The 22,763-nt window shown below is 58.4% G+C and carries 18 protein-coding genes; 7 read left to right on the top strand and 11 right to left on the bottom strand.

Annotated features, from left to right (window positions below; genetic code table 11):
- Positions 1-186: 186 nt before the first annotated feature.
- Positions 187-930, bottom strand: coding sequence for an outer membrane protein (locus tag AC0L3K_RS38445; RefSeq protein WP_035993548.1), 744 nt, complete (start codon positions 928-930; stop codon positions 187-189).
- A gap of 860 nt (positions 931-1,790) precedes the next feature.
- On the opposite strand from AC0L3K_RS38445, the gene AC0L3K_RS38440 reads away from it, so the two are divergent.
- On the top strand, positions 1,791-1,994 hold the full coding sequence (locus AC0L3K_RS38440) for a hypothetical protein (protein WP_219683517.1): 204 nt from the start codon (positions 1,791-1,793) through the stop codon (positions 1,992-1,994).
- Between the two features lie 4 nt (positions 1,995-1,998).
- Here AC0L3K_RS38440 and AC0L3K_RS38435 read toward each other — a convergent pair whose 3' ends face one another.
- Positions 1,999-2,280 carry a hypothetical protein gene (locus AC0L3K_RS38435; protein WP_007596414.1) on the bottom strand — a complete coding sequence of 94 codons (282 nt, stop codon included), beginning with the start codon at positions 2,278-2,280 and terminating at the stop codon, positions 1,999-2,001.
- A 125-nt stretch (positions 2,281-2,405) separates the two neighbouring features.
- Complete coding sequence (gene ybgC, locus AC0L3K_RS38430) at positions 2,406-2,849, bottom strand: tol-pal system-associated acyl-CoA thioesterase (RefSeq protein ID WP_007596415.1); 444 nt, start codon at positions 2,847-2,849, stop codon at positions 2,406-2,408.
- A gap of 357 nt (positions 2,850-3,206) precedes the next feature.
- Here ybgC and AC0L3K_RS38425 point away from each other — a divergent pair, with 357 nt between their 5' ends.
- Positions 3,207-4,490, top strand: a complete 1,284-nt coding sequence (locus AC0L3K_RS38425; RefSeq protein WP_007596417.1) for an NAD(P)/FAD-dependent oxidoreductase — start codon at positions 3,207-3,209, stop codon at positions 4,488-4,490.
- A gap of 1,155 nt (positions 4,491-5,645) precedes the next feature.
- Here the strand turns inward: AC0L3K_RS38425 and AC0L3K_RS38420 are convergent.
- Complete coding sequence (locus AC0L3K_RS38420; protein ID WP_157158605.1) at positions 5,646-5,807, bottom strand: hypothetical protein; 162 nt, start codon at positions 5,805-5,807, stop codon at positions 5,646-5,648.
- Positions 5,808-7,433: 1,626 nt separating this feature from the next.
- On the opposite strand from AC0L3K_RS38420, the gene AC0L3K_RS38415 reads away from it, so the two are divergent.
- On the top strand, positions 7,434-8,120 hold the full coding sequence (locus AC0L3K_RS38415; protein WP_007596419.1) for an HAD family hydrolase: 687 nt from the start codon (positions 7,434-7,436) through the stop codon (positions 8,118-8,120).
- Positions 8,121-8,520: 400 nt separating this feature from the next.
- On the opposite strand, the gene AC0L3K_RS38410 is transcribed toward AC0L3K_RS38415, so the two are convergent.
- From AC0L3K_RS38410 to AC0L3K_RS38395, 4 genes are all read right to left on the bottom strand, one after another.
- Entirely contained in the window at positions 8,521-10,077 is a 1,557-nt protein-coding gene (locus AC0L3K_RS38410; RefSeq protein WP_473368010.1) for an ISL3 family transposase, read from the bottom strand.
- 556 nt (positions 10,078-10,633) lie between these two features.
- Complete coding sequence (locus tag AC0L3K_RS38405) at positions 10,634-11,965, bottom strand: tyrosine-type recombinase/integrase (protein ID WP_259216370.1); 1,332 nt, start codon at positions 11,963-11,965, stop codon at positions 10,634-10,636.
- A 503-nt stretch (positions 11,966-12,468) separates the two neighbouring features.
- Positions 12,469-13,386: a hypothetical protein gene (locus tag AC0L3K_RS38400; RefSeq protein ID WP_473368009.1), complete on the bottom strand. Its 918-nt coding sequence runs from the start codon at positions 13,384-13,386 to the stop codon at positions 12,469-12,471.
- Positions 13,387-13,650: 264 nt separating this feature from the next.
- Positions 13,651-14,136 carry a hypothetical protein gene (locus AC0L3K_RS38395; protein WP_473368008.1) on the bottom strand — a complete coding sequence of 162 codons (486 nt, stop codon included), beginning with the start codon at positions 14,134-14,136 and terminating at the stop codon, positions 13,651-13,653.
- A 119-nt stretch (positions 14,137-14,255) separates the two neighbouring features.
- On the opposite strand from AC0L3K_RS38395, the gene AC0L3K_RS38390 reads away from it, so the two are divergent.
- Positions 14,256-15,695 carry a hypothetical protein gene (locus AC0L3K_RS38390; protein ID WP_473368007.1) on the top strand — a complete coding sequence of 480 codons (1,440 nt, stop codon included), beginning with the start codon at positions 14,256-14,258 and terminating at the stop codon, positions 15,693-15,695.
- Between the two features lie 1,210 nt (positions 15,696-16,905).
- Here the strand turns inward: AC0L3K_RS38390 and AC0L3K_RS38385 are convergent.
- Together AC0L3K_RS38385 and AC0L3K_RS38380 are read right to left on the bottom strand one after the other, a co-directional pair.
- Positions 16,906-17,139: a hypothetical protein gene (locus AC0L3K_RS38385; RefSeq protein WP_473368006.1), complete on the bottom strand. Its 234-nt coding sequence runs from the start codon at positions 17,137-17,139 to the stop codon at positions 16,906-16,908.
- Positions 17,140-18,782: 1,643 nt separating this feature from the next.
- Positions 18,783-19,046, bottom strand: a complete 264-nt coding sequence (locus AC0L3K_RS38380; RefSeq protein WP_473368005.1) for a DUF6894 family protein — start codon at positions 19,044-19,046, stop codon at positions 18,783-18,785.
- A 212-nt stretch (positions 19,047-19,258) separates the two neighbouring features.
- Between AC0L3K_RS38380 and AC0L3K_RS38375 the strand changes: the two genes are divergently transcribed.
- Positions 19,259-19,441: a hypothetical protein gene (locus AC0L3K_RS38375; protein WP_219684042.1), complete on the top strand. Its 183-nt coding sequence runs from the start codon at positions 19,259-19,261 to the stop codon at positions 19,439-19,441.
- Positions 19,442-20,342: 901 nt separating this feature from the next.
- Here the strand turns inward: AC0L3K_RS38375 and AC0L3K_RS38370 are convergent.
- Entirely contained in the window at positions 20,343-21,155 is an 813-nt protein-coding gene (locus AC0L3K_RS38370; protein ID WP_473368004.1) for a COG4705 family protein, read from the bottom strand.
- Positions 21,156-21,610: 455 nt separating this feature from the next.
- Here AC0L3K_RS38370 and AC0L3K_RS38365 point away from each other — a divergent pair, with 455 nt between their 5' ends.
- Positions 21,611-21,841 (top strand): hypothetical protein, encoded by a 231-nt coding sequence (locus AC0L3K_RS38365; RefSeq protein WP_219684044.1) that lies wholly within the window; start codon positions 21,611-21,613, stop codon positions 21,839-21,841.
- Positions 21,842-21,946: 105 nt separating this feature from the next.
- Entirely contained in the window at positions 21,947-22,528 is a 582-nt protein-coding gene (locus tag AC0L3K_RS38360; RefSeq protein ID WP_219684045.1) for a hypothetical protein, read from the top strand.
- Positions 22,529-22,763 lie beyond the last annotated feature (235 nt).

Genomic DNA, 22,763 nt, shown 5'->3' with positions numbered 1-22,763 from the left:
GAGGGAAGAATGAAACGAACATGCTCGCTGTCCTTTATCGACTCAGAACTTCAGCTCAGAAGATGAACACACCGCGGTTTCGCTAACTGTTCCTGACTTCCGGTCACCCGCCAGTCGCGTCGCACGCGCGATGCCTGAAAGGCCCCGGTCTAGCCGGGGCCTTCGATTCACCAGTCCGACTTCAGATCAATATTTGAGCAGAATCGGGCCGCCGAACTTATAGTTGAGCCGCGCAGTCACAAGATCGAAATCCTGGCGGATGCGGTCGCCGCCCAGCGAACCAGCAGCCACGACAAAGTTCACGTCGGCATCCCGCATGAACAAGTGGTCGTACTCGACGCTTACCGACCAGTTCGGCGCGAAACCGACTTCGATCCCGGCGCCCACAGTAGCACCCCAAGGGCTGCTATCAGCGCCCGCGAACTGCGCGCCCGTGACTGCGGAGTTGACTAGATACGTGTTGCTCGCCACTGCGACGCCGCCCTTGGCGTAAAACAGTACGGTGTCGAGCGCATAACCGATCTGCCCAGTCATCGTACCGAACGCACCAATCTTGCTCTGGTCGACATCGCCGAACGCAATGCTGACGTTGGATCCGCTCAGATCAGCCCAGTTCCCCTGACCTTCAACGCCCAGCACGATCTGGCCGATCTGCCATCGATAGCCGATCTGCCCGCCGACGGTAATGCCGGTCGCATCATGACAGCCCTCAGGGGTGCGACCATTGTAGTCCCAGCAATTCGAGCTTGAGCCCAAGCCGCCGTTCACACCGACGTAGAGGCCGCTCCAGTCGTAAATTGCAGCCGCGACAGGCGGCGGAGCTTTGGAGTAGAGAGGTTGGACGGGCTGCGCAGCCAGGTCTGCACCGGATGCGGACGCAATTGCGCCAAGCGCCACAATGCTCACAGTCGTAAGCAAGAAGTTCTTCATTTCTACTCTCATGTCTTGAGTGCCCCGAGCCTCATGCGTCTTAACAACGTGCGCGCGAATTGCTGTAGCTGCGTCACAACATTCGTGCCGAAAGAAATGCGTGAACCGGACGCTGCGTTAGGTTCTGCGTTGCAGATCATTCCCAAGTGTCCCCTTACGGAGGCCACCATGGGCGGAGCGCCACATCGGCATGCGTTTCTTGGAATCCCGGGCCCACCTTGATATCCCGCATTCCAAGTTCGGCGGAGACATCGAGCAGTTTGCTGACGGAATTTGTCGGATTCCATTCGCTTCTCGTCAGTCCTGTACCAATCGAGCAGAAATTCAATCTTCAGATATTTGATGCCATTGTCTTGAAGAATGCGTCTCATTTCCGCAAAACCAATCTTGCTTTGCGCGACCATCGTGTCTTCGTAGTGAAGACCGAACCCGTTGAACCCCGCGCGCGCTGCCCCTTCGACCCTGCCTTTGAATTGGAATGGAGTGACCTCAGCAGGCCCCCAGCGGGTAAACGTGCCCCGAAAGCGCGAAATACGAGATCAGAAGCTCTACGTCATTAGCCACGGCACTATCCTCGCGCGTTCAAGCGGTGAAGTAAGGTATGGCAGCCCACAGGCCACCGGTTGCCATTCTGATATCATGGCACTCGCTGACATAAAGTGGGCGCCCCACGAAACAGTTTTGCCTATTGGAGGCCCGGACCAACTTCGAAAATGGCCGCGCGGCCCTTCATTCGATTGGCGGCGCATCCGGCGCAATGTGGTTGTCGGCACGGCACGCGGCATGAAGAGCGCTAGCCGATGCGCGGTCTCGAACGTAAGCGGCATTTCCGCGACGATATCCATCCTCTTTGAGCGACGGTGAATGACGATCGCTCGATCGTGCTGATCCGCATTCCAGAAAACAACATAAAGATTGTACCTTCTAATGAATCCGACAAACGTGCCTTTGATGTTTTCAGACCCAAGGACGAGGCCGCCGGCCGCCTTCGATTGGGCCGGCTCCTGGACCGTCTTGACCATCTCGTCGAAAATGATCGCGCTCGGTTCCGCCCTCTTCCATGATTTTTTATCCGGAGTGGCAAGAGCACCGAGCGTTGGCGCGCAGCCCGGAAACCATCCGCCTCGCTGCCGTCAGCCAGATGGAGCATGGGGCAATGGAGACGGTGCCGCCATTTGAGAAGAGCCGCGAAATGCGATCGCGCAAGTTCGCCACGGCAGCGCCGCCGGGATAGCCGCGCCAGTCGCCAATCGGCCCGTCATCCTTGACGTGGGTTTCGCTGTGGTCGCTGTGACCAAAGCGGCCGACGAAGTCCGATTTATTTTCGTTCTTCGCCGGCTTCTGATTCATTCGGCTGGACTGTGCAATTGAGCCGCCCCGGGTTTGCCGCAGCCCATTTGCTTTAACTTACGCCGCCATGATGACTTGATTTCGGTGGAGCGCTGCAAGGCAAACGCATGAATGAGGCGGCAGATTTATCTATGCCCTTCCATAGCGAGCCGCAGCGACTTCGGGATGCGCTGCGCCTTTCCAGCTGAGATAAACGCTACCCGTACACGTGCTGTGACCAGGAGATCGTCGCCACGCCTGCATTCCTGCAGCAAGGCAATCGACGCGCCCCTCACCTCTTGCGGGACTGTGACGACGTCAAGAATGTCATCCAAGACCGCCGGTTTTAGAAAATCGATCGTCATCGAGCGCACAACGAAGGCAACACCGGGCGCATCGTTCTTGGCTTCTTTGAGTAATGCTTGCTGATTCGTTCCGAGCAGGCGCAAGTAGTTCGTTCTGCCGCGTTCCATGAAGCGCAAGAAATTTGCGTGATAAACAATCTGGCCGGAGTCGGTATCTTCGAAATAGACCCGGATCTGCATATGATGGCGGCCGTCGCGAATTTCGCCATCAAGAGAGGCTCTCACGGTGTGGTCCCCTTGCTGCCCTTTTGGGACCCATTGTCTCGCATAAAGGCGCGTTCCAGAGCAAGCGCCGAGGGGCTTTGGCTTTGTTCGCGCAGTCGGAGCTCCGGCGCACCGCCGCGTGGGTGCTGCGCGTGCCCTCAACAGATCAACAACTTAGTAGCTCGGCCTGATCTTCGGGGTGATGACGAACTGCCCTTTTGGCCTGCGATTTGCCTGCCGGTGTGGCGCTGGCACGTCAGTGTTGGATACTAGGGAGGTCCGCTTGGATACTAGAGAGGTCCGCCAGAACTTAGCGGTATTCACGATGGCTGCTGGAGCTCGGGTCGATCAAGAAGCTACTTGTAAGAGGATTGGCGGATGCGAAACAATCGACGATCACACGGACTGTGGGTGCTGACTGCGCCACCAGCGCCACAAACTGCTCCACTTACTGATGAAATTGCAGCGGATATCGTCGTGATTGGCGGTGGATATACCGGGCTGTCGGCGGCCCTTCATCTAGCTGAAGGTGGAGCGCGTGTTGCGCTTTTGGAGGCGTCTGAAATAGGATTCGGCGGGTCCGGGCGGAACGTCGGACTCGTGAATGCGGGCATGTGGCTCATGCCTGAGTCGCTTCCGGCCGCGCTCCGCGCGCCTTTTGGAGAACGGTTACTTGAACAGCTCGGCCGCGGACCGCAGACGGTATTCGAGCTCATCGAAAAGCACCACATCGAATGTGAGGTCGAACGTGCCGGCACCTTGCATTGTGCGGTCGGACGTAAGGGCTTGGAGGAGGTTGAGGCCCGTGCCGAACAGTGGCAGAAGCGTGGAGCGCCCGTCCTGGTGCTAAATGCGGAGGCAACACGCAGCAAAGTAGGCGGTGGCGACTACACCGGCGCGCTGCTCGATAAGCGCGCCGGCACCATACAGCCATTGGCTTATGTGCGAGGGTTAGCGCGGGCCGCGCTTGCGATGGGAGCCAGGATATTTACGCATAGTGAGGCCGTCATGGCGCAACAGAATGGTTTCCGCTGGAGAGTCGGCACCGAAAGCGGATCTGTAGAGGCCGACTGGGTGGTCGTCGCGACGGACGCTTATAGCAAGGGACTTTGGTCTGAGGTACGGCAGGAACAGATTCAACTGCCCTATTTCAACTTTGGCACGCCATGTCTGCCCGATGATCTGAGAAAGTCGATCCTGCCTGAGCGGCAGGGTGTGTGGGACACTCGAGAAGTCCTCTCTTCGTTTCGTCTCGATCGCTCCGGGCGACTCGTGTTTGGCAGTGTTGGTGCGCTTGAGGGGATTGGGCGATCTATTCACCGCGCTTGGGCCCAAAGATCGTTGCACAAGCTTTTTCCAGGACTTCGGGGCGTCCAGTTTGAAACCGGCTGGTTTGGCATGATTGGAATGACCTCCGACAACTTGCCCCGGCTTCACAAGCTGGACCGCCAAGTCATCGGTTTCAGTGGCTATAACGGCCGCGGAATCGCACCAGGCACTGTGTTTGGCAGTGTTTTGGCTTCGTATGTATTGGGGCAGATCGCGGAGAACGACCTGCCGTTGCCGGTCACCGCCGTTGAAGCCCAGCGCTTTCGTGCAGCGCAGGAGGCGTTTTATACGGCGGGCTCCCAGCTTGTTCACCTGATGGATTCCTGGTTCTGATCACCCCAGCAACCCGGTTGGCTTCACAAGCTGCCCTCGCTCGAAGCATGCCGGTCCTCGTGATGTTGTTATGATGTGTTCAAGGGCGCCGTCATGGAACTTAGCATACCTCGGGTAGACGATCGGATGGTGAAACGACGAGCTTGCGACGGGTGACGTTCATGACTCGAGCTGTCGGTTCTCCGCCGAATGCCAGTCCGCACCGTGGAGGCGGATCATCTCCCCGACGGATCGCTCGATGAAGACGCGCTCAACGCAAAAGCCGGCAGTGACCGAAGCCGCACTTTAAAAGGGTTTCTCGATATCGCGAGACACCAGCGCGAAGGCCCACTCCAAACTGGAAGCGCTCATGAGTTGCCGTCACGGCGGTCGAAAGGGAAGCGCCAGCCTGTGAGGCGAGTTCTGCGTCATTTCGTTTCGCTGAACCCGTCTGGAAACTCCCTTATGATGGACAGGGCAACTTCGCCTCCCTGCTTTATCCCGGCATCGTAGTGCTAGATGCCAGCGCGGCTTTCTGTTGGGGTGTCATAATTAATCCATGCGCCGAGCGCGTGCGGTGCGCGGCGAAATCTCTTCCGAATAATGAGGTTGTCCACAGGAAGCTGTGAATAGCCGGCGTAAGGTTCCGCTATTTGCGGTTGCACGCCGGGAAACGTGTTCCACTGCTCGTAACGAATCGGGGAGAACCGCCAGCTTGCGACTGGCGGCCCCGATTGCCCGCGCAACGCTGCGGACTGCGGGCCAAACGCTGATGTTAGCAGCAACAGCATTACATTCGGTAAGCCCCGAGAGGTCAAGTCCGGCTTTACTCTAGTGACAGAAGTCGAATGGCTACCTATAAGAACGCCAACTACCTACCGCAATCTAACAGCGACTGTTTCGATCAGGATCAGGGGCCGGGAGTCGCGGCTCCCTTTGCCGCTCTCTACCGATGCACGGGCTGTCATCGCGAAATCGGAATTGCAGCAGGCCACACATTGCCTCCGCAAAGCAATCATGCGCATACGTCAGCACAAGCACCATTCGATGGCGTCTGATCGTATGGGCAGATCACAATCCGAAATGAGCGACCGACAACAGCGGAAGTCCGGTTCAGCCGGGCTTCTACACTCTTGTTTGGAGATGCCCATTCAGGCGAGAGTACTTGAGAATGAGCTAGAAGTATTTCGCGGCCGGGTCTTCAGCATCTTCCACTTCCGGCATCATTACTTTCGATGCATCGGACAGCGAGCCGCCAATGGAATTCAGCATCATTCTGAGAAGATTCAGAGCTTTCGCAAACGTCTTCGCCTCCGATTTGCCGCGCAACCAGCCCACTTGCCATTGCCACTAGCGTCCGGTGGCTCCGGGTTGAACCATCGAAGGTCATCAGACAGCGTTCGCCGCGCCTCGCGCTCGTGCGGTTTGCCTAAGCATTTCGGCGGTTCGCCTAACGGACCCAAGCCGTTTGGCTCTTTGCGGCCCGAAAATCGTTTTGGATTCTTGCGAGTGCGGCCGGTCGCCCGGGCTTTGCTGAGAGGAACGCATGCGCGTGCCATTGAAATTCATTCCTTTATATAAATTGGCTATGGGGACTCCATTTGCAGCTGTGCGCGTGAACGACCCGGTCGGTGTTTGGGTTGGCCGTTCTGTGCCTTTCGAGATGCCCTACCCATGTGGAACCACGCGAGCGCGACAAAGATTGCAATCAGGTGCATGCTCCGAACAAACATCTTCTCGGAAGCAACGGCAATACGGGCAACGGCGATGAATGAAGTTACGATGCTCAACGCGGAGTTAGATCGCTGCAAGGCTGAGCTGAGGGACCTTAACGCGAAGATGAGCTCAATTTCCTGCACGCAGCCGGTGGACATGACCGCAGTCGAGGACGTGGCGAGGCGAATTCGCCAAATTGCCGAACGGGTCGAAGTCTTGACGCGCACCATCCTCCACGGTCCACAAGCCGGAACACAATAAGGCTGCCAGGAGCGCTGCCGGGCGGCCAGTTACAAAGTTAACCCGGCAGGGAGATGCCCAGGTTAGATCATATTTCTAAGCCTTGCGTGTTCTTGCAGCAGCTCAACTTCTTCTGTCTGAGCCCCTGTTGCTTTCGTCAACTGTCGGCCACCTAGTCTTGCGAAGCGATTCGCGATCACCGTAGGTCGCAGGAACGTGCGCTTTTAGATGACGTAACGTGCGCGACACGCGATGCAGCTTCTGCGCTGCTACGGTCGAAAATGTCTTAAGCGGGCAGATATTCTGGCGGGAATTGTGCGAGGGCTTTAGCCTCTTCGCCCTGCCCGTGCGTTGGATGTAACCGTTGACATAAGTGCGATGCCAAGGGCCGCGTCCCCAAGCCGGATGATGAGCGGACCTGAGGCGCATTCAGCGAAGCTCGAGTCTGCCAAGGACCGCGAGTGCTCGCCACGAAAGATCGCTTCGCGGTCCTCAAATCGCGTGTTGCTCAGGCAGTCGCCTGCTGAAGCCCGACTTCCCCATGCCAACCGGAGCGTCTTCAGCGCAAAGGCCCCGTCTCCATGGAGCGCCGCCCGCGAACACTTGCGAATGGCGCCTCCTTCATACTCAACATTTCGCGTTGTCGTGTTCAGCCGTATCCGGCTGAAGACGTTAATGTCGGAGACCAGACACTAACGCGCGAGTATTCCGTCGCCTGAGCCGAAGAACATGGTTTTGCCCTCTTCAAGCGGGGCTCGCAAATGGCTTTGGTGGCACGTGGATTGCTGGGACACCGAAAAGAGCCCGTACGATCATGACGGCCTCGCAGTCGCCGGCCCAGGAGTCCAAATGAAACTTGCTCGATTGATCGCGGGCGTCAATCATCTCCATTCTCGCCAGCATTTCAACTCATCTAGTGTGTCGATGCCCATGCCGTAGTAGTTCGGTGCTACTATACGTGGCGAACGACGGTGGCACCCGCACGGAATCTATGCTTAAGGTCAGATCATGAAACCGGTTCTCGTCTTCGATTGGAATGGAACGTTGCTCGATGATGCATACGCACTGCTCGAAACCACCAATGCAATTCTAGATCGCTTTGGTCGTACAACGATCGACATGAAGACGCTTCGGGAACATTGCGACGTTCCGCTGTCTCTTCTTTATCGCAGCCTCGGACTATCGCGAGACGAGCTTGCGACGGTGGATCGCGATGGGAGTGCAATGTTTCACGACGCCTATGAGGCTCTTGCGGGCAGAGCCGATCTACGCGAGGGCGCGCGCAGAGTCTTGGAGTTGGCGCGCCGAGAAGGGGCTTCGTCCATCATCGTGAGCAACCATATAGTCGACCCTCTGCGCTACCAATTGAGAAGACTTGGAATCAATGACTGCATCGACGATGTGCTCGCGTTCGAAAGCCGCGACACGCAATACAAATCGACAAGCAAAGGAGAGCGACTTCGTCTATACATGCAGAAGAACAACTTGAAACCAGCGTCAACTTTCATCATCGGCGATATGCCGATCGAAACGGATATTGCACGGAATCTCGGACTGATAAGTATAGCCATTACCGGGGGATTTGTTTCCGAGGCGCGCCTGCAAGCGGCGCATCCAGACTACACGATTAACAACCTTCATGAGCTGTTGCCAATCTTACGAAGCTACGGTTTTTTTGGAATGCACAAATCATGATCGGCGAAGATCACCGCACAGCGTCTGTAAAACCTTGATCATGTCGTCCATGTTGAACGAGCTTATCTCGGCGATTCGAACTCCGCCTTCGACATCGCACGCGTCGCATGGCTCAACTCAGTCGCGAGTCCAGCATCTGCAATACCGAACCCGTAATCCGGTACCTGCCGCACTCGCGGCATTCCAGGCGCCTGTAGTCGTCACCGGTGGACTGCTCGAGGCTTGACGATGCCAGATCGAACAATAACCCATCTCTCACCCACACATTGCCGCTCTTACGACCTCAGCGATCCCAGATAGTCGAGCGTGTTGGCAAGCGTCACATTGTAGAATCGGAGAGCAACTTCACCCCGTGCGTCGAACGCTGGCTCTGACGCATATTCGATGATCGTGTTTGTTTTTATGGCGCGCCAATCAGCCTAGCCTGAAGGAGATCGAGCTTAGCGCGCCCGTACATCTGCCGCTTGACCAGCTTGAGCTTGGTGATCTGAGCTTCCACTTGGCCATTGGACCACGGTTGCGTGATAGCCGCGTGCACCGCGCCCTTGTCGTTGGCGATCCCATTCGCGAACGAGCCAATGAGGCTCCGCTTGGATTCATCTATCCAAGGTTCGAGCTCGATCTCGGCCCTCTTTCGGATCATCGCGTGGAAGCGGCCAACGAGAGCGTTGGCATCGGCCAGCATAGGGACGCTTTGTTCAATAGCGGCAACCGTGACGGTCTCGGCCTTGGTTAGGTGGTCCCGCTTCATCGTCATCAACTGCGCTATCGTCCGGGCGGCGGGGACCCTCTGCAATTGTTGACGGCTGATGGTCTCGGCGCGTCGCCGTCGCGTGGCCCATTCCGCCACCACGCGCAGCGATCCCTTAAAGCCTTGCCCTCTCAAGCGGCGCCAGAGTTCGGCACCGTTACGACAGCCGCCTGACCACTGCGCGTCCAGGAATGGCAGGTGCCCATCCAGGGTGCTTTGACGGGTGCGGAAGATATCCGTACCGCCGCCGCGACTAATTTGGCGAACCAGATTGCGACTATGTCCTGTGCGGCGGACGATCTCCTTGAGCGGCACACCGTCGCTGACAAGAGCCGCGATTGCGGCATGGCTGTCCTGGCGCCGCAGATAACCCTGATAGCGAAGCTTTTCCACGCAGGTCAGCAGTTTAAGATCGATCGTCGTCGCCCCGATTGCGGCTCGGATTTTGCTCATCGAACGGCGCACCGCTTCAAGGAAGGCCGCGCTCGCGTTTTCCATCAGATGCCAGCGGTCGGCGACCTGGATGGCGTTCGGCAGCGCCTTGGCTGCTGCCTCGCCATATCCACCACCGCGATCTCGCGACACAATGTTGATGCCCGGGTGCTTCGACAGCCACGCCTGAACGGTCGCCATTTCCGGGTCGGGTAGCAAGGCAACGATCCGCCGACGCTCCAAATCGCACACGATGGTCCCGTACCGACGATTTCTCCGGAACGCCCAGTCATCAATACCCACAACAAGCAAGGGATCCATCGGCATCGCCGCCCGCCGGCGGACCACCCGCAGCAAGGTATCGTTGCTGACAGGCAGCATGAGCCGCTTGGCGAAGCTTGCTGCCGGCCGGCCGCCGAGCGCCAACCCCAGGTGATGGACGATGTGTTCGAGCCGTGCCGTCCGACGCCGTCGAAGCGGAACGACGTCTTCTCCGAACCGCTCCGCGAAGATCCGCCGGCGGCAATGCGGCACCTTGCATGTGAAGCGCCGCGTGAGTAATCGGAGGCGCACCTTTCTGCCCGCTGATGGCAAATCGGCCACGTGCCGGATGTAGCGGCTATGGACTCGGCGCGATAGTGTCGCGCACAAAGGGCACTGGGCCTCCGCAGTCTCTGACCGAACAGCCAGAATAACCGAATCCTCTGAATCACTTACGCCATCAAAGACCAAACCACTCGGTACTAGCGATGAAATTCGAAAGCCTGTCCGCATGGCGCCGATTCTCCGTTGAAGAACCACAGTCGCCGGCGAACTTCATCAGAAATGAGTCAGAGCCCCATTAGGATGCCGATCAGCCCCCGGACCCCAAGCCGCTACAACCTCTCGGCAAGGGGCGATTCGTCCTATTTGTACGCCACAGCTACCCAGCAGCCATAGCCGCGCTTAGGATTTCTTTCTTGCTGGAGATGGCTGGGATCTTATCGCCTCAGACCGATCATGGTTCGGGGCAGAGGCATGCGCGGCAAGGACGAAAAGGCTCGGATCGAGGCATTTGGGTCTCCAGATGACAGCAAAATGCCGCTTGCCACGAAGCGCCGTCGCAAGAACCGTGGCATCCCGCCGCCCGCGACGTTCGATATCGATACACTGCCGGGCAGCTCTAATTTGACGGCATTGGAGGCAGCCGCGGTCATCCGGCGCACCCCCGGCGCCCTAGAGCAGTGGCGGCGCGATCCGAACCACCCGCTGAAATGGCGCTACGTCGATGGCCGGCCCCTTTATCGTGTCGATGCGGTGCGGGACTATCTGGCCAAGTGCGATAAGACGACTAGGACGCCTCGGCCGCATAATGCTCACGGAGACGGCCGAGCAGCTCGGCCTTGATCGGGTCAAGCGGATTCGTCCGCTGCAGGCGCACGATCTTCCCGATGCGTTTCGCGCCAACCAGCTCTGCAATGTAGTCGTGAGCCGCCTCGAACGCCATCTTGCGGATGATCCACTGTTCGTCGTGATTGTAGACTTGATCGATTCCGCTTGGCTTCTGCCCAACACACAACCGCTGGATTTCGTTGTCGTAGCCACAGCGCGACATGATGGTGCGCAAACTGCGCCTTAGGTCATGCATAGTGAACTTGGCAACGCCCGCTTCCTTGACCAGGCGGTTGACCATCTTGGTGAAGCCCGACATCTGCCCACCGGTCTTCGGTGACGGGAAGACATAGTCGGACGTTGCCCGCTGGAAATGTTTCGCGGCCGTGAGCACCTCGTCAACCAAGTGAGTGCGCGGCACATCGTGGTGCAACCCCATTTTGGTCCACGCCGCATCGAAGGTGATCCGGTCGTCCATGATGTGCTTACGCCACTCGATCATGGTAGGCTCGCTGCGGCGCGGGCCGCCGAGCAGGCACATGCGTGCCAGGAAACCGAAAGCCCCGAGCTTGCCGGATGCATCCCAGACCTTGATGATTTCTTCATCGGTCAGTGCGCGGCCCTTTGCTCGGCGCCCGACTCTCTGCGCACGGGTTTCTTTCGGCGCGCGATAGCCGGCGAGCACGTTGTGCTCGACGTAACCTTCGCCGACGCACCATTCGAGAAAAGTATGCACGTGCTTGCGCAAGTCCTTGGCTGCACCGCGCTTGCCAGTCTTTGCAATCTTCTCGACCGCAGCCATGATCTGCCGTCGCGTCAGGTCCCCCACGCCGCTCTCGGCGTGATCCTTGAGCCCGCGCCGCAGCGCCGACATTGCTGGCTTCCAGTTGACGACTTGGCGTTCGGTCAAAGACGCCTGGTAGGGACCATCTTCAACAATGAGGCTCGCGAGCGTGGTGCACTGCTTCTCGGCTGCCTGTTGCCGCCTCGCCTCGCGCTTCGCATCGTTAGGGTCTAAGCCCTTGACGACCTCGCCTGCGGCAATGGTGGCGGCCTTGCGCGCTGCCTTCTCATTATATTTGGGCCACGCGCCGAGGGTCTTGCGCTGGGTTCCCCTCACCCCCGGCTTGGTGAAGAGATAGACCCAGGTCCGGCCACCGGTGGCGCGCATGCGCAAGGCGAGGCCGGGCAGCTTGTCGTCGTGGAGATAATGCTGCGCCTTACCCGACGGCAGCGTTGCGTCGCGGATCACTGCATCGGTGAGTGTCAGCTGGTTGGCCGGCTCCGTCATGATTCCTTCCCTCTCTCTGTGCCCCCGCGCGCCCCGCAAGAAGGGCGGTCAGCCCTCGAACAGAACCGGGGCTCAGACCTTCCCCTTGCCGTGTGCCCGCGCAGGGAGAACCCACAGACCCAAACAGAACCGGGTCTCAGACCTCCCCCCGTTTTAGTGCCCCAGGGGAAAATCCCCGGCGGGCACAACGGGGGCATACAAAATGTAGCAAGGTCAGCTATGGGCTCTTATGGGCAAATAGGGCCATAACCCTCGTCAATCAAAGGCATTTTTACATACTAACTATGGCCGGATTTGGTTGGCTCGGGTCTACGGATTGTGGTTCACACGGGAGAGGTCCAAGGTTCGATCCCTTGTGCGCCCACCATTATAAGTCTGTAAACACAGAGCTTTTCCGATCATCGGTGATAGCGCGTTCGGCAGTTGCAGGCACCGGAGAGCAGAACTAAGCAGCAACGCCCGGGGGAAATCCGGGGAATATGTTCATGCGCTGTTCTGGCTCATCAAGTAGTGCGCTGCTCTTCTTTATCATCCCACTCCAATTCCGAGAGCACTTCCGCTTCAATCGTGTAGTCGGCGCTGAAAAGCTTCCCGTGCTCGGCCAAGAGCCGCCGCACGGCGTCCTCGGCTTCTTTTCTGGAAGCACAGCGCTCATGAAAAGATGCGCTCGTATCGGCCGTTCGACGCACAGCATCCCAATGCAGAATAGAGACCACGGCATACCACTCGCCTCGTCCAGTACGGCGTCTGACAAGAAGCTCATGATAACGATCGGCGGCCTGCGCCACAGCGAGCCAGAACGGCCCGTCAACGTCGCTCGTGGCGTTCTGCCGGGCTTCATACGCGACCCCCTTGAGGGACGGTTCGCCCAACCAAGTCAGCTTGTTGTCGATGGTTGATATGCCGGTCTGAATTTCTCGCAGCGCCTCGCGCGCCTCAAAAGTGATTTGCGGAGACTTGGGCTTTGTCCCCTTGGCCCTTTCTACCTGGGGCGGAACTGCGCGCATACGGCCCCAGATGTCGTCAGCGATCCGATCCAGATCCTCCTTGGACAACGTCCAGCGGTTTTCGCGCTCCCATTTCTCCCGATCGAGCTTTGGGGCGAGATTGACGACTTTGCCAGACGGTTTTCGCAGAGCTTCTTGCAGTGCGAGACCCGTACTGAGAGCCGCAAATCCTGAAGCGACGAGGCCTTCGTGAACTTGTCCGCGCTCATCAAATCTCAGAAAGGTCCCTTCTGCACGCTCGATTCGGAGCGGCTTCCCGTTCTCCACCTCGAGAATCACGTCAGCAACTTTTTGTTTTGTGCCCGCATATTGGGGCATGGCATCTTGGGCATGGACCAGCGCCATCATCATGCGCTGCGAGATGCGCTTCAGTCCGTCATCGGCAAAGAGGTAAAATCGCACAGATAGGGTCATCTGCAAGCTTCATGAAAAGAAGCATGGTTCATCAAGTTCGCAAAAGGCGCAAGCCTTCGGAACTCGTAAATTTCCGACACGCGCTCGCTTCATTGCAGCTAGCAGGGCGGAATCATCTGACTTTCGCGAACGGGGAGAACAGGGGCTGCGGCGAAAGCCACTCGCCCTCACCTTGTGGCTACGAGACGACGCCCCTCTCGAACCGGTGCACGATGTTTTCGTAGACACCCTGTGCGAACTCCTGGAAGTCGAAGAGCATGAACATCACACGCGCCGCACCTCGTCGGCTAGAGTGTCCCGAAGGCTGCCGAGCACGATGATGGCTTCCATCTCCGACATCTGCTCGTGCGAGGCAGGCGTGTCGAACAAGATGCGGTTGCCTCCGATGCTCTTGAGAGTGCGTCCGCAAAGGCCCCGGTGCGTCACGCGAATGCTTAGCTTGGCTTCAGGGGTCGCGCCCAAGGCAGCATAGAACCTGCTGGCGAACATCAGCGCTTCTGTCAGACGGACGATGCGGGTGTTGAAGAACAAGGCATCAGGCGCGCCCTGTTGATCCTCGAAATACCCTTGCATCGCGTAGAAATCGCCGTTCTTGCGCGCCGCCCCGTACGATTTGCGCTCCTTGCGACCAAGAAGAGGATGATCCAGCCGAGCGAACCGAAGCCTCTGGGATCGCCGACCGGGACGGTCTGCTTGAGCAGGTTGGTTCGCAGGACTGGCAAACGGGAGGAATTGGATAGCCCGACTCACAAGGCATCCTCTCCGAGTGTGAAATCGCAATGGCCGCAGTCGCCGAGACTAAGCCGCGATTCAGGATTCCGCTCCGTGGTGCGCATTCCGCGCTTACTGTCCAACAGATGGAGACGGTCATGATGAAGCTGTGTCGTCGATGTGAGCAGAACTTGCCGCTGTCCAGCTTCGGTTACGGAGGTCGTTCTCGTCCTCGCAAATTTTGTCACGGTTGCTTTTCCGCAATAGTGAATGGTGAAGTGTTCACCATGAACCCGACCGAAGCTGACACGTTTATGGCGAGGCTAGAAGCCGGCCAGTCGCTTCGGATGCTCACGGGCGGCGCTGGCGAACCGCCGATTTGCTCGGCGGATGCGTTCCGCAAGCACTGTGAGTTGAATCCGGAATGGGGCGCGAAAGCACTTGCGCTTGTGGAGGCAAACAGCAAGTCCAGAATCCAGGATGGGATCGTTAAACGCACGACAGATCGCACGGCTTGCAATCAAGGGCATCCGCTGTCGCCCGAGATTATCGCTCGTATGCAGGCGGAGCGCAGGTACGACCATCGATGGTGCGAAGCTTGCGCTCGGAGGTGGCAGGGGGTCGGCCGCTATTTTGCGGAGGAAGCAGACTTCATTGAGCCGCCTGCGAATGTTGAGCGGTTGACCTTGTCAGGCGGGTCGCGATTCCTCTCCGCCGACGACATTGCGCTGATCGAATCTTGGCTCATCAAGGGAGCTTCGCTGAGAAAGCTCCTCGGTGCATGGGATGCGATCCGCTTCAGGCTTGCCCTAAAGAACAATCCGGATTTGGAGTCGAGGCTCAGGCCCATCATTGAACGCAATGCCAAGGTTGCCGTCGTGGTCGGGTCTCGAAAGCGACGGATCAGCCATTGCAAATACGGTCATGAACTCACCATCGAGAATACCGGTATCAAGCCATCGAATGGTTCTCGATTCTGCCTCACGTGCAATCGCACATTCGCAGGCGCGCCTGTCACGTCTCAAATGCTGGACAACGTGGAGCGTGGGTTGCTGACAGGGATGAGCGTCGGCGATCTGACGACGCCAAGAGACGGCAAAAGACCAACGATTACGTACGCACAATGGAGGACGGTGCGTCGGACTCGACCTGACATCAACGAACGCTTCATGCGTGCCTTGCGGAATCCGGCGACGATCCGAAGCTTCATGAGCGGCAACACTATTGCTCGCGTGCCAGGTCTCACGCTCGCCGCCCCAGCCGACTTTGTCCGCAGCGATGTCCCACTTTACACCCCGCAAGAGGGTGACACTGAGTGGCTTCTTAGCCTCACCCCTCACTACTGGTCGGATGCGGATCGAATGGACGTCGTCGGCAATATCTTTCTGGCTCTTGTGGACCGCAAGCTTCGGCGGGAGGATGTCCCCGTTCGCATGAAGGAGTTCAAGAAGCAGCACAACGATATGTTCTCCTATAAGGACTATGGCAGCGCCCGGGCGCCGCTGTCGCTCGACGTGCCCATTTTCGCTGAGGGGAAGACGACGCGGGGAGAGACGATCAAGACAGGGCTGTGGTCACCGGAGTCGGTCTATTCATGACGTTTTCGTTCGCACCGCCGGCCGTTGTGCCGCTCGCCGTGCCACAGAGATGTGTCAGGCCCGCCGGTTCACGCTGGCGGGCCTCTGAGCTTTAGAAGAAAGGCTCGCGGGCCAAGCTATTTGGGAATAAGCTGCACCCGCTACGTGCATTTCGGCGTGGCGATTTCAGAAAAGCTATTTTGGAGCAGCCAATGTCAATCTTAAGAGCTATCGCCTTGATCGTAATCGTCGCATTCGGGGGCGCCATGATCGCCGCCGGCTTCATGACATCGCCAGCATCGGCTAACAAAATGGATGGCAAGGCTGGGGGCTATGGCTCTCGTGGCTCAGCGAATTATGGTACCCCGAAGAGCGGCACAGCGAAGCCGCCGACTTCCGCGAAAAAACCACTCGCGCAATGAACGTAAACAGGGGGCCCGCTGGTTCACGCTGGCGGCCCCGCAGTTCTCCGGGCGAGAACAGATTGCGATAATAAATGAATCTTCGTTTGTTCCTTGCACGTGTATTTATAAGCGGAACACCTAGAAGTAAGGCCGCCTCAGTTGGCGGCATGGTCGTATGCGCCGGTTCACGCTGGCGGGCCTCTCGCCTGAGTTCGCTCGAACTGGCGTATAATTAGCAGGATCGATTCTTCGGGTAATGGGTTGGATGGGCATGCGCATCCACGTCTTGATATGGGCAGGTTCGCTGACCCTTGTCGGTCTCCTCATCTCTGCTTGCGCAAATTCAAGTGACCCCCCCCTCGTTGTCAGCAGCTCGTTCTGGCGCGCCATGGGCCCGAGATCTCAGCGAACCGCCCCCTAGTCGGGAGCCCATCAATGAAGCTGTCCCGCAGACAAAGGCGGCCTTGAATGCTGCGCGCGAGAGAGCTTTACGTTAGTCCGAAGGCTGCGATGAAGCCGGGCCCGCGGTTCACGCTGGCGGGCCTATCACCTCGTACTCGAAGGCGACGCCCTCTGGATCGTTTTCGTCAATCCAAGCCTGCGCGGCTTCCTCATTGGCAAAGACCTTCAAGTCCTCGCCCTGATCGTAAATCCAGACGGTGATTGCCGCTCTGGCTCCTCTTCCGGTTCAATCCCATGGAGATGTTCGAACACCTCTCCCAGCTCGCGGCAATCGAACCGTTCGCCGCAGGTGGGACAGGTCATGAAGTGCTCTTCCTCAGAGAGGGGCTTCCAGCCCTCGATCCTGACCTTGCTGCCAACGCGCGTCATTGATCCCTCTTCAGCTTACGCCGGCCCCAATGGTGCTTCTTCCCGGACTCCGTGAACGCTGGAACGTGGTCACGGTTCAAAGCCCTCATGATCCCGATCCGGGCGAACATCACCGGCCCGCCGCGCTCGGCGACCAGCAGCAACGCTTCCATCGCGGCTTGCCATTCCGGCCGGTCGTGAACCGCCTTCGGCAGGTTGGCGATGTAGCGGCCCGCGTCCAGCAGGGTCACCAGCTCGCCACCCTGAACCTTGATGGGATCGTCGAAAGGCCGCCCCAGCCTCGCTCGCTCATGCAGCCAGATACCCCATCCTCCGATAGCCGTTCCCCGGAACCGCGATCACTGCCGGGGCGGGTCGGAATGGCAACGCCAGGCGAGGACGTGCCATCGGCGGGCCTGCCCTCCTGTCAACCCCTGTAGTTGCGGGGGTGTCGGCGCCACCCATCCCGGCTAGACCACGGCCGGGCTCCCTCGCACGATGGTGCGCGCGCACTGTCTGAACGAGCCTGTCAGGTGGGTCCGCGTGACGGATATTAAAGCGGGCGTGTTGCGCCCCGCCTGTCTTGTAATCTCACAAGGCCTTCCGGAGCGGCCCGAGGTCCGGGTTGGCTTCCCGGCATCGCGGGCGTGCTACGGTTCTCGTTCCGGCTCGGAACCGAGGTGTTCAAATGAAAGAGGCCGCCCACTGAGGCGGCCTTATCTTTTCACGCGTCGCCGCTCTAAGGCCGCGACGATCTCGAATAGGGCGACGATGGAGCCAACCATAGCGGTTCCAATGGCGAGCATGATCAGGATCATTGCCAGCATATGGCGTTCCCAGCTTGTTCAGGGCGGACTAAATACCTTGATCTATCGCAAGGTAGGCATAACCCAAAACAGGCCACTGCGAAATTCAACTTAAGCCACCAGGGGTTAAAACAGGCCAGTACCCAACGACAGCGGAAGCTAGATCCTGAGTTCGATGCGTTCGTGTCGAAGCACTTCAAGGCTAACTGTTTCATCGGGCAGCTCCTTCGTCACAACAAGGACGCGCCCGAAGAAATGAAGGCTACGCTTCGTTTGATCGGCAGGATCAGGCACAAGGTCAAGGCATCGGGGGCAGAGCTTCCGCGCCTGCACGAGCAGCGACCAAGGAGGCGACGATGAGCGCGCGTTGCGATCACAGGCCGCATAATCCCTGTTATTTTGGACTGGCAGGAATAACGAGCAGTGTGCACCATGTTTCGGCTGTCGGTCCTTGACCAGGCAGACCTTCGGCCCCCGCGCTGGTTAGGTGCGGACCCCATGCTCGGGGGCCGACTTGATCGACGCCTCGCCCCGCGGCACTCCCGGCGCTCTGATCCGCAATTGAATTGGCAGCCGGGAGCATTGGGGGCTGGAAGCCAAGCGATGCCACGTTCGCCCTATATCGACAACGCGTACAAAACCGGATTCCGGTAGTTGTCCGGAGTCCATTTTCGGAACGGGGTGTTCTACGATCGGAACACCGGCGAGATTTGAGTACCATTTCTTACTTCATCCGGAATGCCGCAGCGGGGCTGGAACCGCGCTGCGGCTTTTCGTTGAATGAGCCCAATTCCTTTTTAGGCCGTAGCTGGGAAGCAATGGCTCGGCAGGAGAATTTGTGAGCATCCAAGGCATCATGGCGACTATATTGGAGCGCGAGCTCGCAGCGCGAGGGGTGCGGTCGTTGCGGCATTCCGATTGCATGGAGATCGTGGAAAATCTAGTCGTCCGCTTGAAGGAGCTGGACCAGGAATTAGCCGCGCGAAAGGGAAGAGATGTCCCCGGCTAAGGGGGCCTGGGGCAATGTGTTTTCGTTCATCGCGCGCCCTCGTGTCGCCGTTGTTGCCCGCAACGCTCGACGTCCCCCGCTAGATAGCGGTTGCAAAACTAGCAACGCTATGCCGTGCCACCACCTCGCCGGTGGCATCAACCACGATAACAACCGTGCCGGCATCACGGTCGCAATCGGGATCCCTGGCGATATCCCGAGCAACACGGGCACCGTATTGGGCAGCTACTTCAGCCGAGCGAAATAGCTCCCCCACATCGTCCGCCTGTGTCTCGCCTTTGTGGAAAATCGGGAAGTAGTAACGTCGCAAAAGCCGCGGCCCTCGTCCTTTAGCCGCGATCATGCCCACATGTCAGGCCGGCCCGCACCTGTCAAAAACGACAGGGTCAGTGCGCCGGCGGCGCTAGCGAGCGACCGGCCGTTACCGTGATCGTTGTGAAATAACACGGCGACATTCTGAATGTTACCAGCCGGTGAAGTTCGACGGCGGCATGGTTGCGCACTGCGCACCATGTTGTTAGACCGCGCGCTCCTAACAGTTCATGGAGTCACCGAGTGGCCAAAAAAACAAAGAAAACTGTTCGTCGCGAGTGGACATCTGCTGACTTGCGAGCACTTAAAAAGCACTCAAAGGATCGCACTCCTGTTGCGAAGATTGCAAAAGCGATGAAGCGTACTGAGGGCGCGCTTCGTCAGAAGGCGCTGGTCTTGGGATTTGGTTTAGGCCATCAGCGGTAATTGGAAGGCCCGGTCAGGTAAACGGACCACCAAACGATAAGCTCACCCCTTACGCTGAATTTGCGCGCCGGCACCTTCGGCCGGGATAAGAACCACTTTCAACGACCATCATCCGGTTCCCACGCAAAAAAATGCAACCTTTCGTCGCCCGCCTTTGGTGATTGCGCGCTTGTGGAGGGAGCTAAGCGCCATTCAGCGGTGCAGAGAATCCCTCGATCGCATTCATCTGCGAGCTTAAGAAGCAGGTCAGCGTTAGCCTTGTCGCTAGAAGCGAGGGCCAATCTGCGATATCGGTTGGCACGGGCGTTGCTCACGAATCCCGATCTCAACGCTACAGAACAAAGACATTGCTTCCAGTCCGTCCGCAAAACCGCGGGTTCATTCACGCCGCACCTTACTTCGGCGGAGGCAAATCGCCTTGAAGGCACCGGCCCACTTTGGAATGCATAGGATCTTCGCACGCGGCAAGGGTCGTAAGTACGTGATTGCAGACAGCGCACTGAAACGTATGCAAGTCCACGCTTGGGCGTTCTAGCTCGATACTGACCAGCATCATCGAAGATTTGCACCTCGGACAGGCGGGGCGCTGCAATGCGATGGGTGCAAAGGCGGGCGGCAGGTGTTCAGATTGGGTCATGGGTGCTTCCCTCAAGGCGGGACCCCTCAGTCACCGGTAATGCCTCGGTGCGGAGGTCGGTGACGGAACGAGTATGCGCCGATGGGTCTCAATCGCGAGTCAATTCCCGGTGCGCTGGTCTGTGCGCCAGCGGCTTGCGGCGCACGCCCGCCGGTTTGCCCTCCCGGACCAGCGCCCTTCAGCGGCAACGTGAGCTGTAGCCATCGACCGGCCCTGCACCGCAGGTCAGTTCTGGGCCAAGATGCGACATCCGGGTCGATTGGATTACTCGGTCCGCGGCTGCGAAGCCCAATCGCCCGAATGCCGCCCGGGCCGCTGCGGCAGGATAGCGACGAACAAGACGATTGCAGCGAGAAGGACCACGGAAGCTAAAGGACGACTCAGGGCGAGCCCGCCATGGCTGACGGGCTTGTCCAAAAAATCTCCAACGGTGGCCCCCAGAGGACGCGTGAGAATGAAGGCCGCCCAGAATAGAAAAACCCGCGATACCTTGGTCCAGTAGTACAGCGCCGCAAGCACCAATAGTCCCGCACCAAACAGTAGAGCGCCGCCATCGTACCCAAGTCCCGTGTCGTCAGCGATCCAATCGCCGAGGGCGGTACCCAGGGTTTGCGAAAACGTAATGGTGATCCAATAGAATAGCTCGGTCTTTGGCGACGTTACCGTGTCGACATTCACCGAGCCCAAAGTCGCATACCATGCACCAAGGGAACAAAGCACACAGGCCAGCAAGATGGATGAGCCTCCCACATAACCAATCCCCAATGAACGATCAAAAAAATCCGCCAACGCGGTGCCCACGGTGGTGGAAGCAACGATGGCCAGCCAGTAGACCCAGGGATTGAACTTCGTCGTTGAAATCTGAGCAATGACTGCGGCAACGAAAATGGCCAGAAATATAGCAGTCCCGATCAGATATCCGCCGTTCTGAGCGTTCTGATCTGCGTTGAGCCAACTCATTGTCACCGCGTCGCCGCCCGTTTCTCCCAAAGTAGTGGCCAAGATTTTGATTACCCAGAAGCCGAGTGTGACGGCGGGAACTTTGCTGACAATGTCATTTCCGTTCTGGAACTTCATTCGACGCACTCCTCGATATCTACGTTGCCGGTGCGGACCCGCGAACAGACGAAACGCTGCAAGCACCTGAATGGTGCCGCGCAAGAACTCAGCCGTGGAGCAACCGCTTTGGGCCCAAACGGGACGATCTAAATGTGAGTAGATTGGGTCCGCCAGGTCTCGGTGAGCGAACCTCGTGCCGAGGTGCCGCCACTTCTTCGATGGGAGCAGCGGCAGAGCAGAGGGGTTAGACTTACGGCCGGGTTGTTACTGACAGTTGACGCAACACGGGTTCAATCGATCGAAGGCCAAGGGTCATAGTCGACGAGAATCATAGCCGATTGATCCCGCCGTGGTGAGGAGGCTGCACAGGAAGCGGGTCACACGGCCCGTGATGTAGGTCACCGTAGATTCAAAGCAGTTGCGGCACTCTGCATCGTGGCCGCAACCCGCCGCCCAAAACAGGAGGACCTCACATGAAAACCGCTCGCTTTGCTCTCTTCGCCGCCCTCGTTGGGCTCGGCTCTCTGCTCGGATCCGCGCAGTATTCACCTGCTGCAGCTGGCTTCGGCTCGCAATACGGCTGGATGGGAAACAGGCCATACATGGACTGCCTGAAATACGTGGGAGCCTTCGGTGCCGACTACCCGGACCGAAACAAGAATATCGAAAGCTGCAAGCGCAACTACCTTCCGGGCGGCCGCTGAGGTAACTGTCTCGACGGTGTATTGCCGGCACCCGCTGCTGGGTTCGTAAAATTCGCACCCAGCGCACGCTCGGATTTGAAGCCTCTCGAAGACAAAGGCGCAGTTATGCTCAAGGCCGAACCCACGGTTGAAAGTCTCGCATCGCATATCCAGCGGCAGGACCGATCGCTGAAGGCGATGCGATGGAGCGTCCTGGGGGCTACAATCATGGCGGCTGCGGTGATCATTGCATCCCAATGGCACGCGACCGTTAATGCCGACACAGTCAAGGCCAAGACCCTCTCTGTGGAAAAGATAGCCTTGCGCAATGACTCCGGCAAAATCGTCGCCTTGATCTCATCCACTTCCGACGGAATGCCGCGTATCTCGCTATTCGATAGCCGCGAGAAGGTGCGTCTAAGCATCGGGCTTAGCCAGGATGGCTCACCTTCGGTGTCGCTCCTCGACACGGAGCAAGGTCATCGGGCGGTGCTGTCTCTGAACGATCATCAGGATGCGTCGTTGACGATGTACAATGCTGCAAAACTTCCCCGTGCGACACTCGCTGTCAACTCCGTCAGCTCGGGCCAAATGATTCTCTACGGAACCGGCGGTGGTCTAAACCTCTCCGCTTTCGATGGTCGGGTGCAGTGGACTCCCGTGGACGGAGCCGTTCAGAACATCCAGACGAAAACCGAAACCAAATAGTTCAGCCGTAAGGCTCATGCCGCCTTCGATTAGAGCTCTGTTCCGATCCGATAAAGGCAAAGCTCTGCCGGGTCTTGAACACGCGCGCGTCAGCAGGCAGTATTTGAAGCAGAGATTTCTCGTTTGCACGGCCGGCAGACTGCCGCGTCTACCAGTGCGTGCGGATTCCGACGAAGTCGCCCAGGCGTACCGATATGAAGTCGCCCGTGGATTCCGAGACGATGTCGCCCACCTT

Source organism: Bradyrhizobium sp. MI1.10, assembly GCF_055811035.1.
This window is presented reverse-complemented; position numbering and strand designations above follow the sequence as displayed.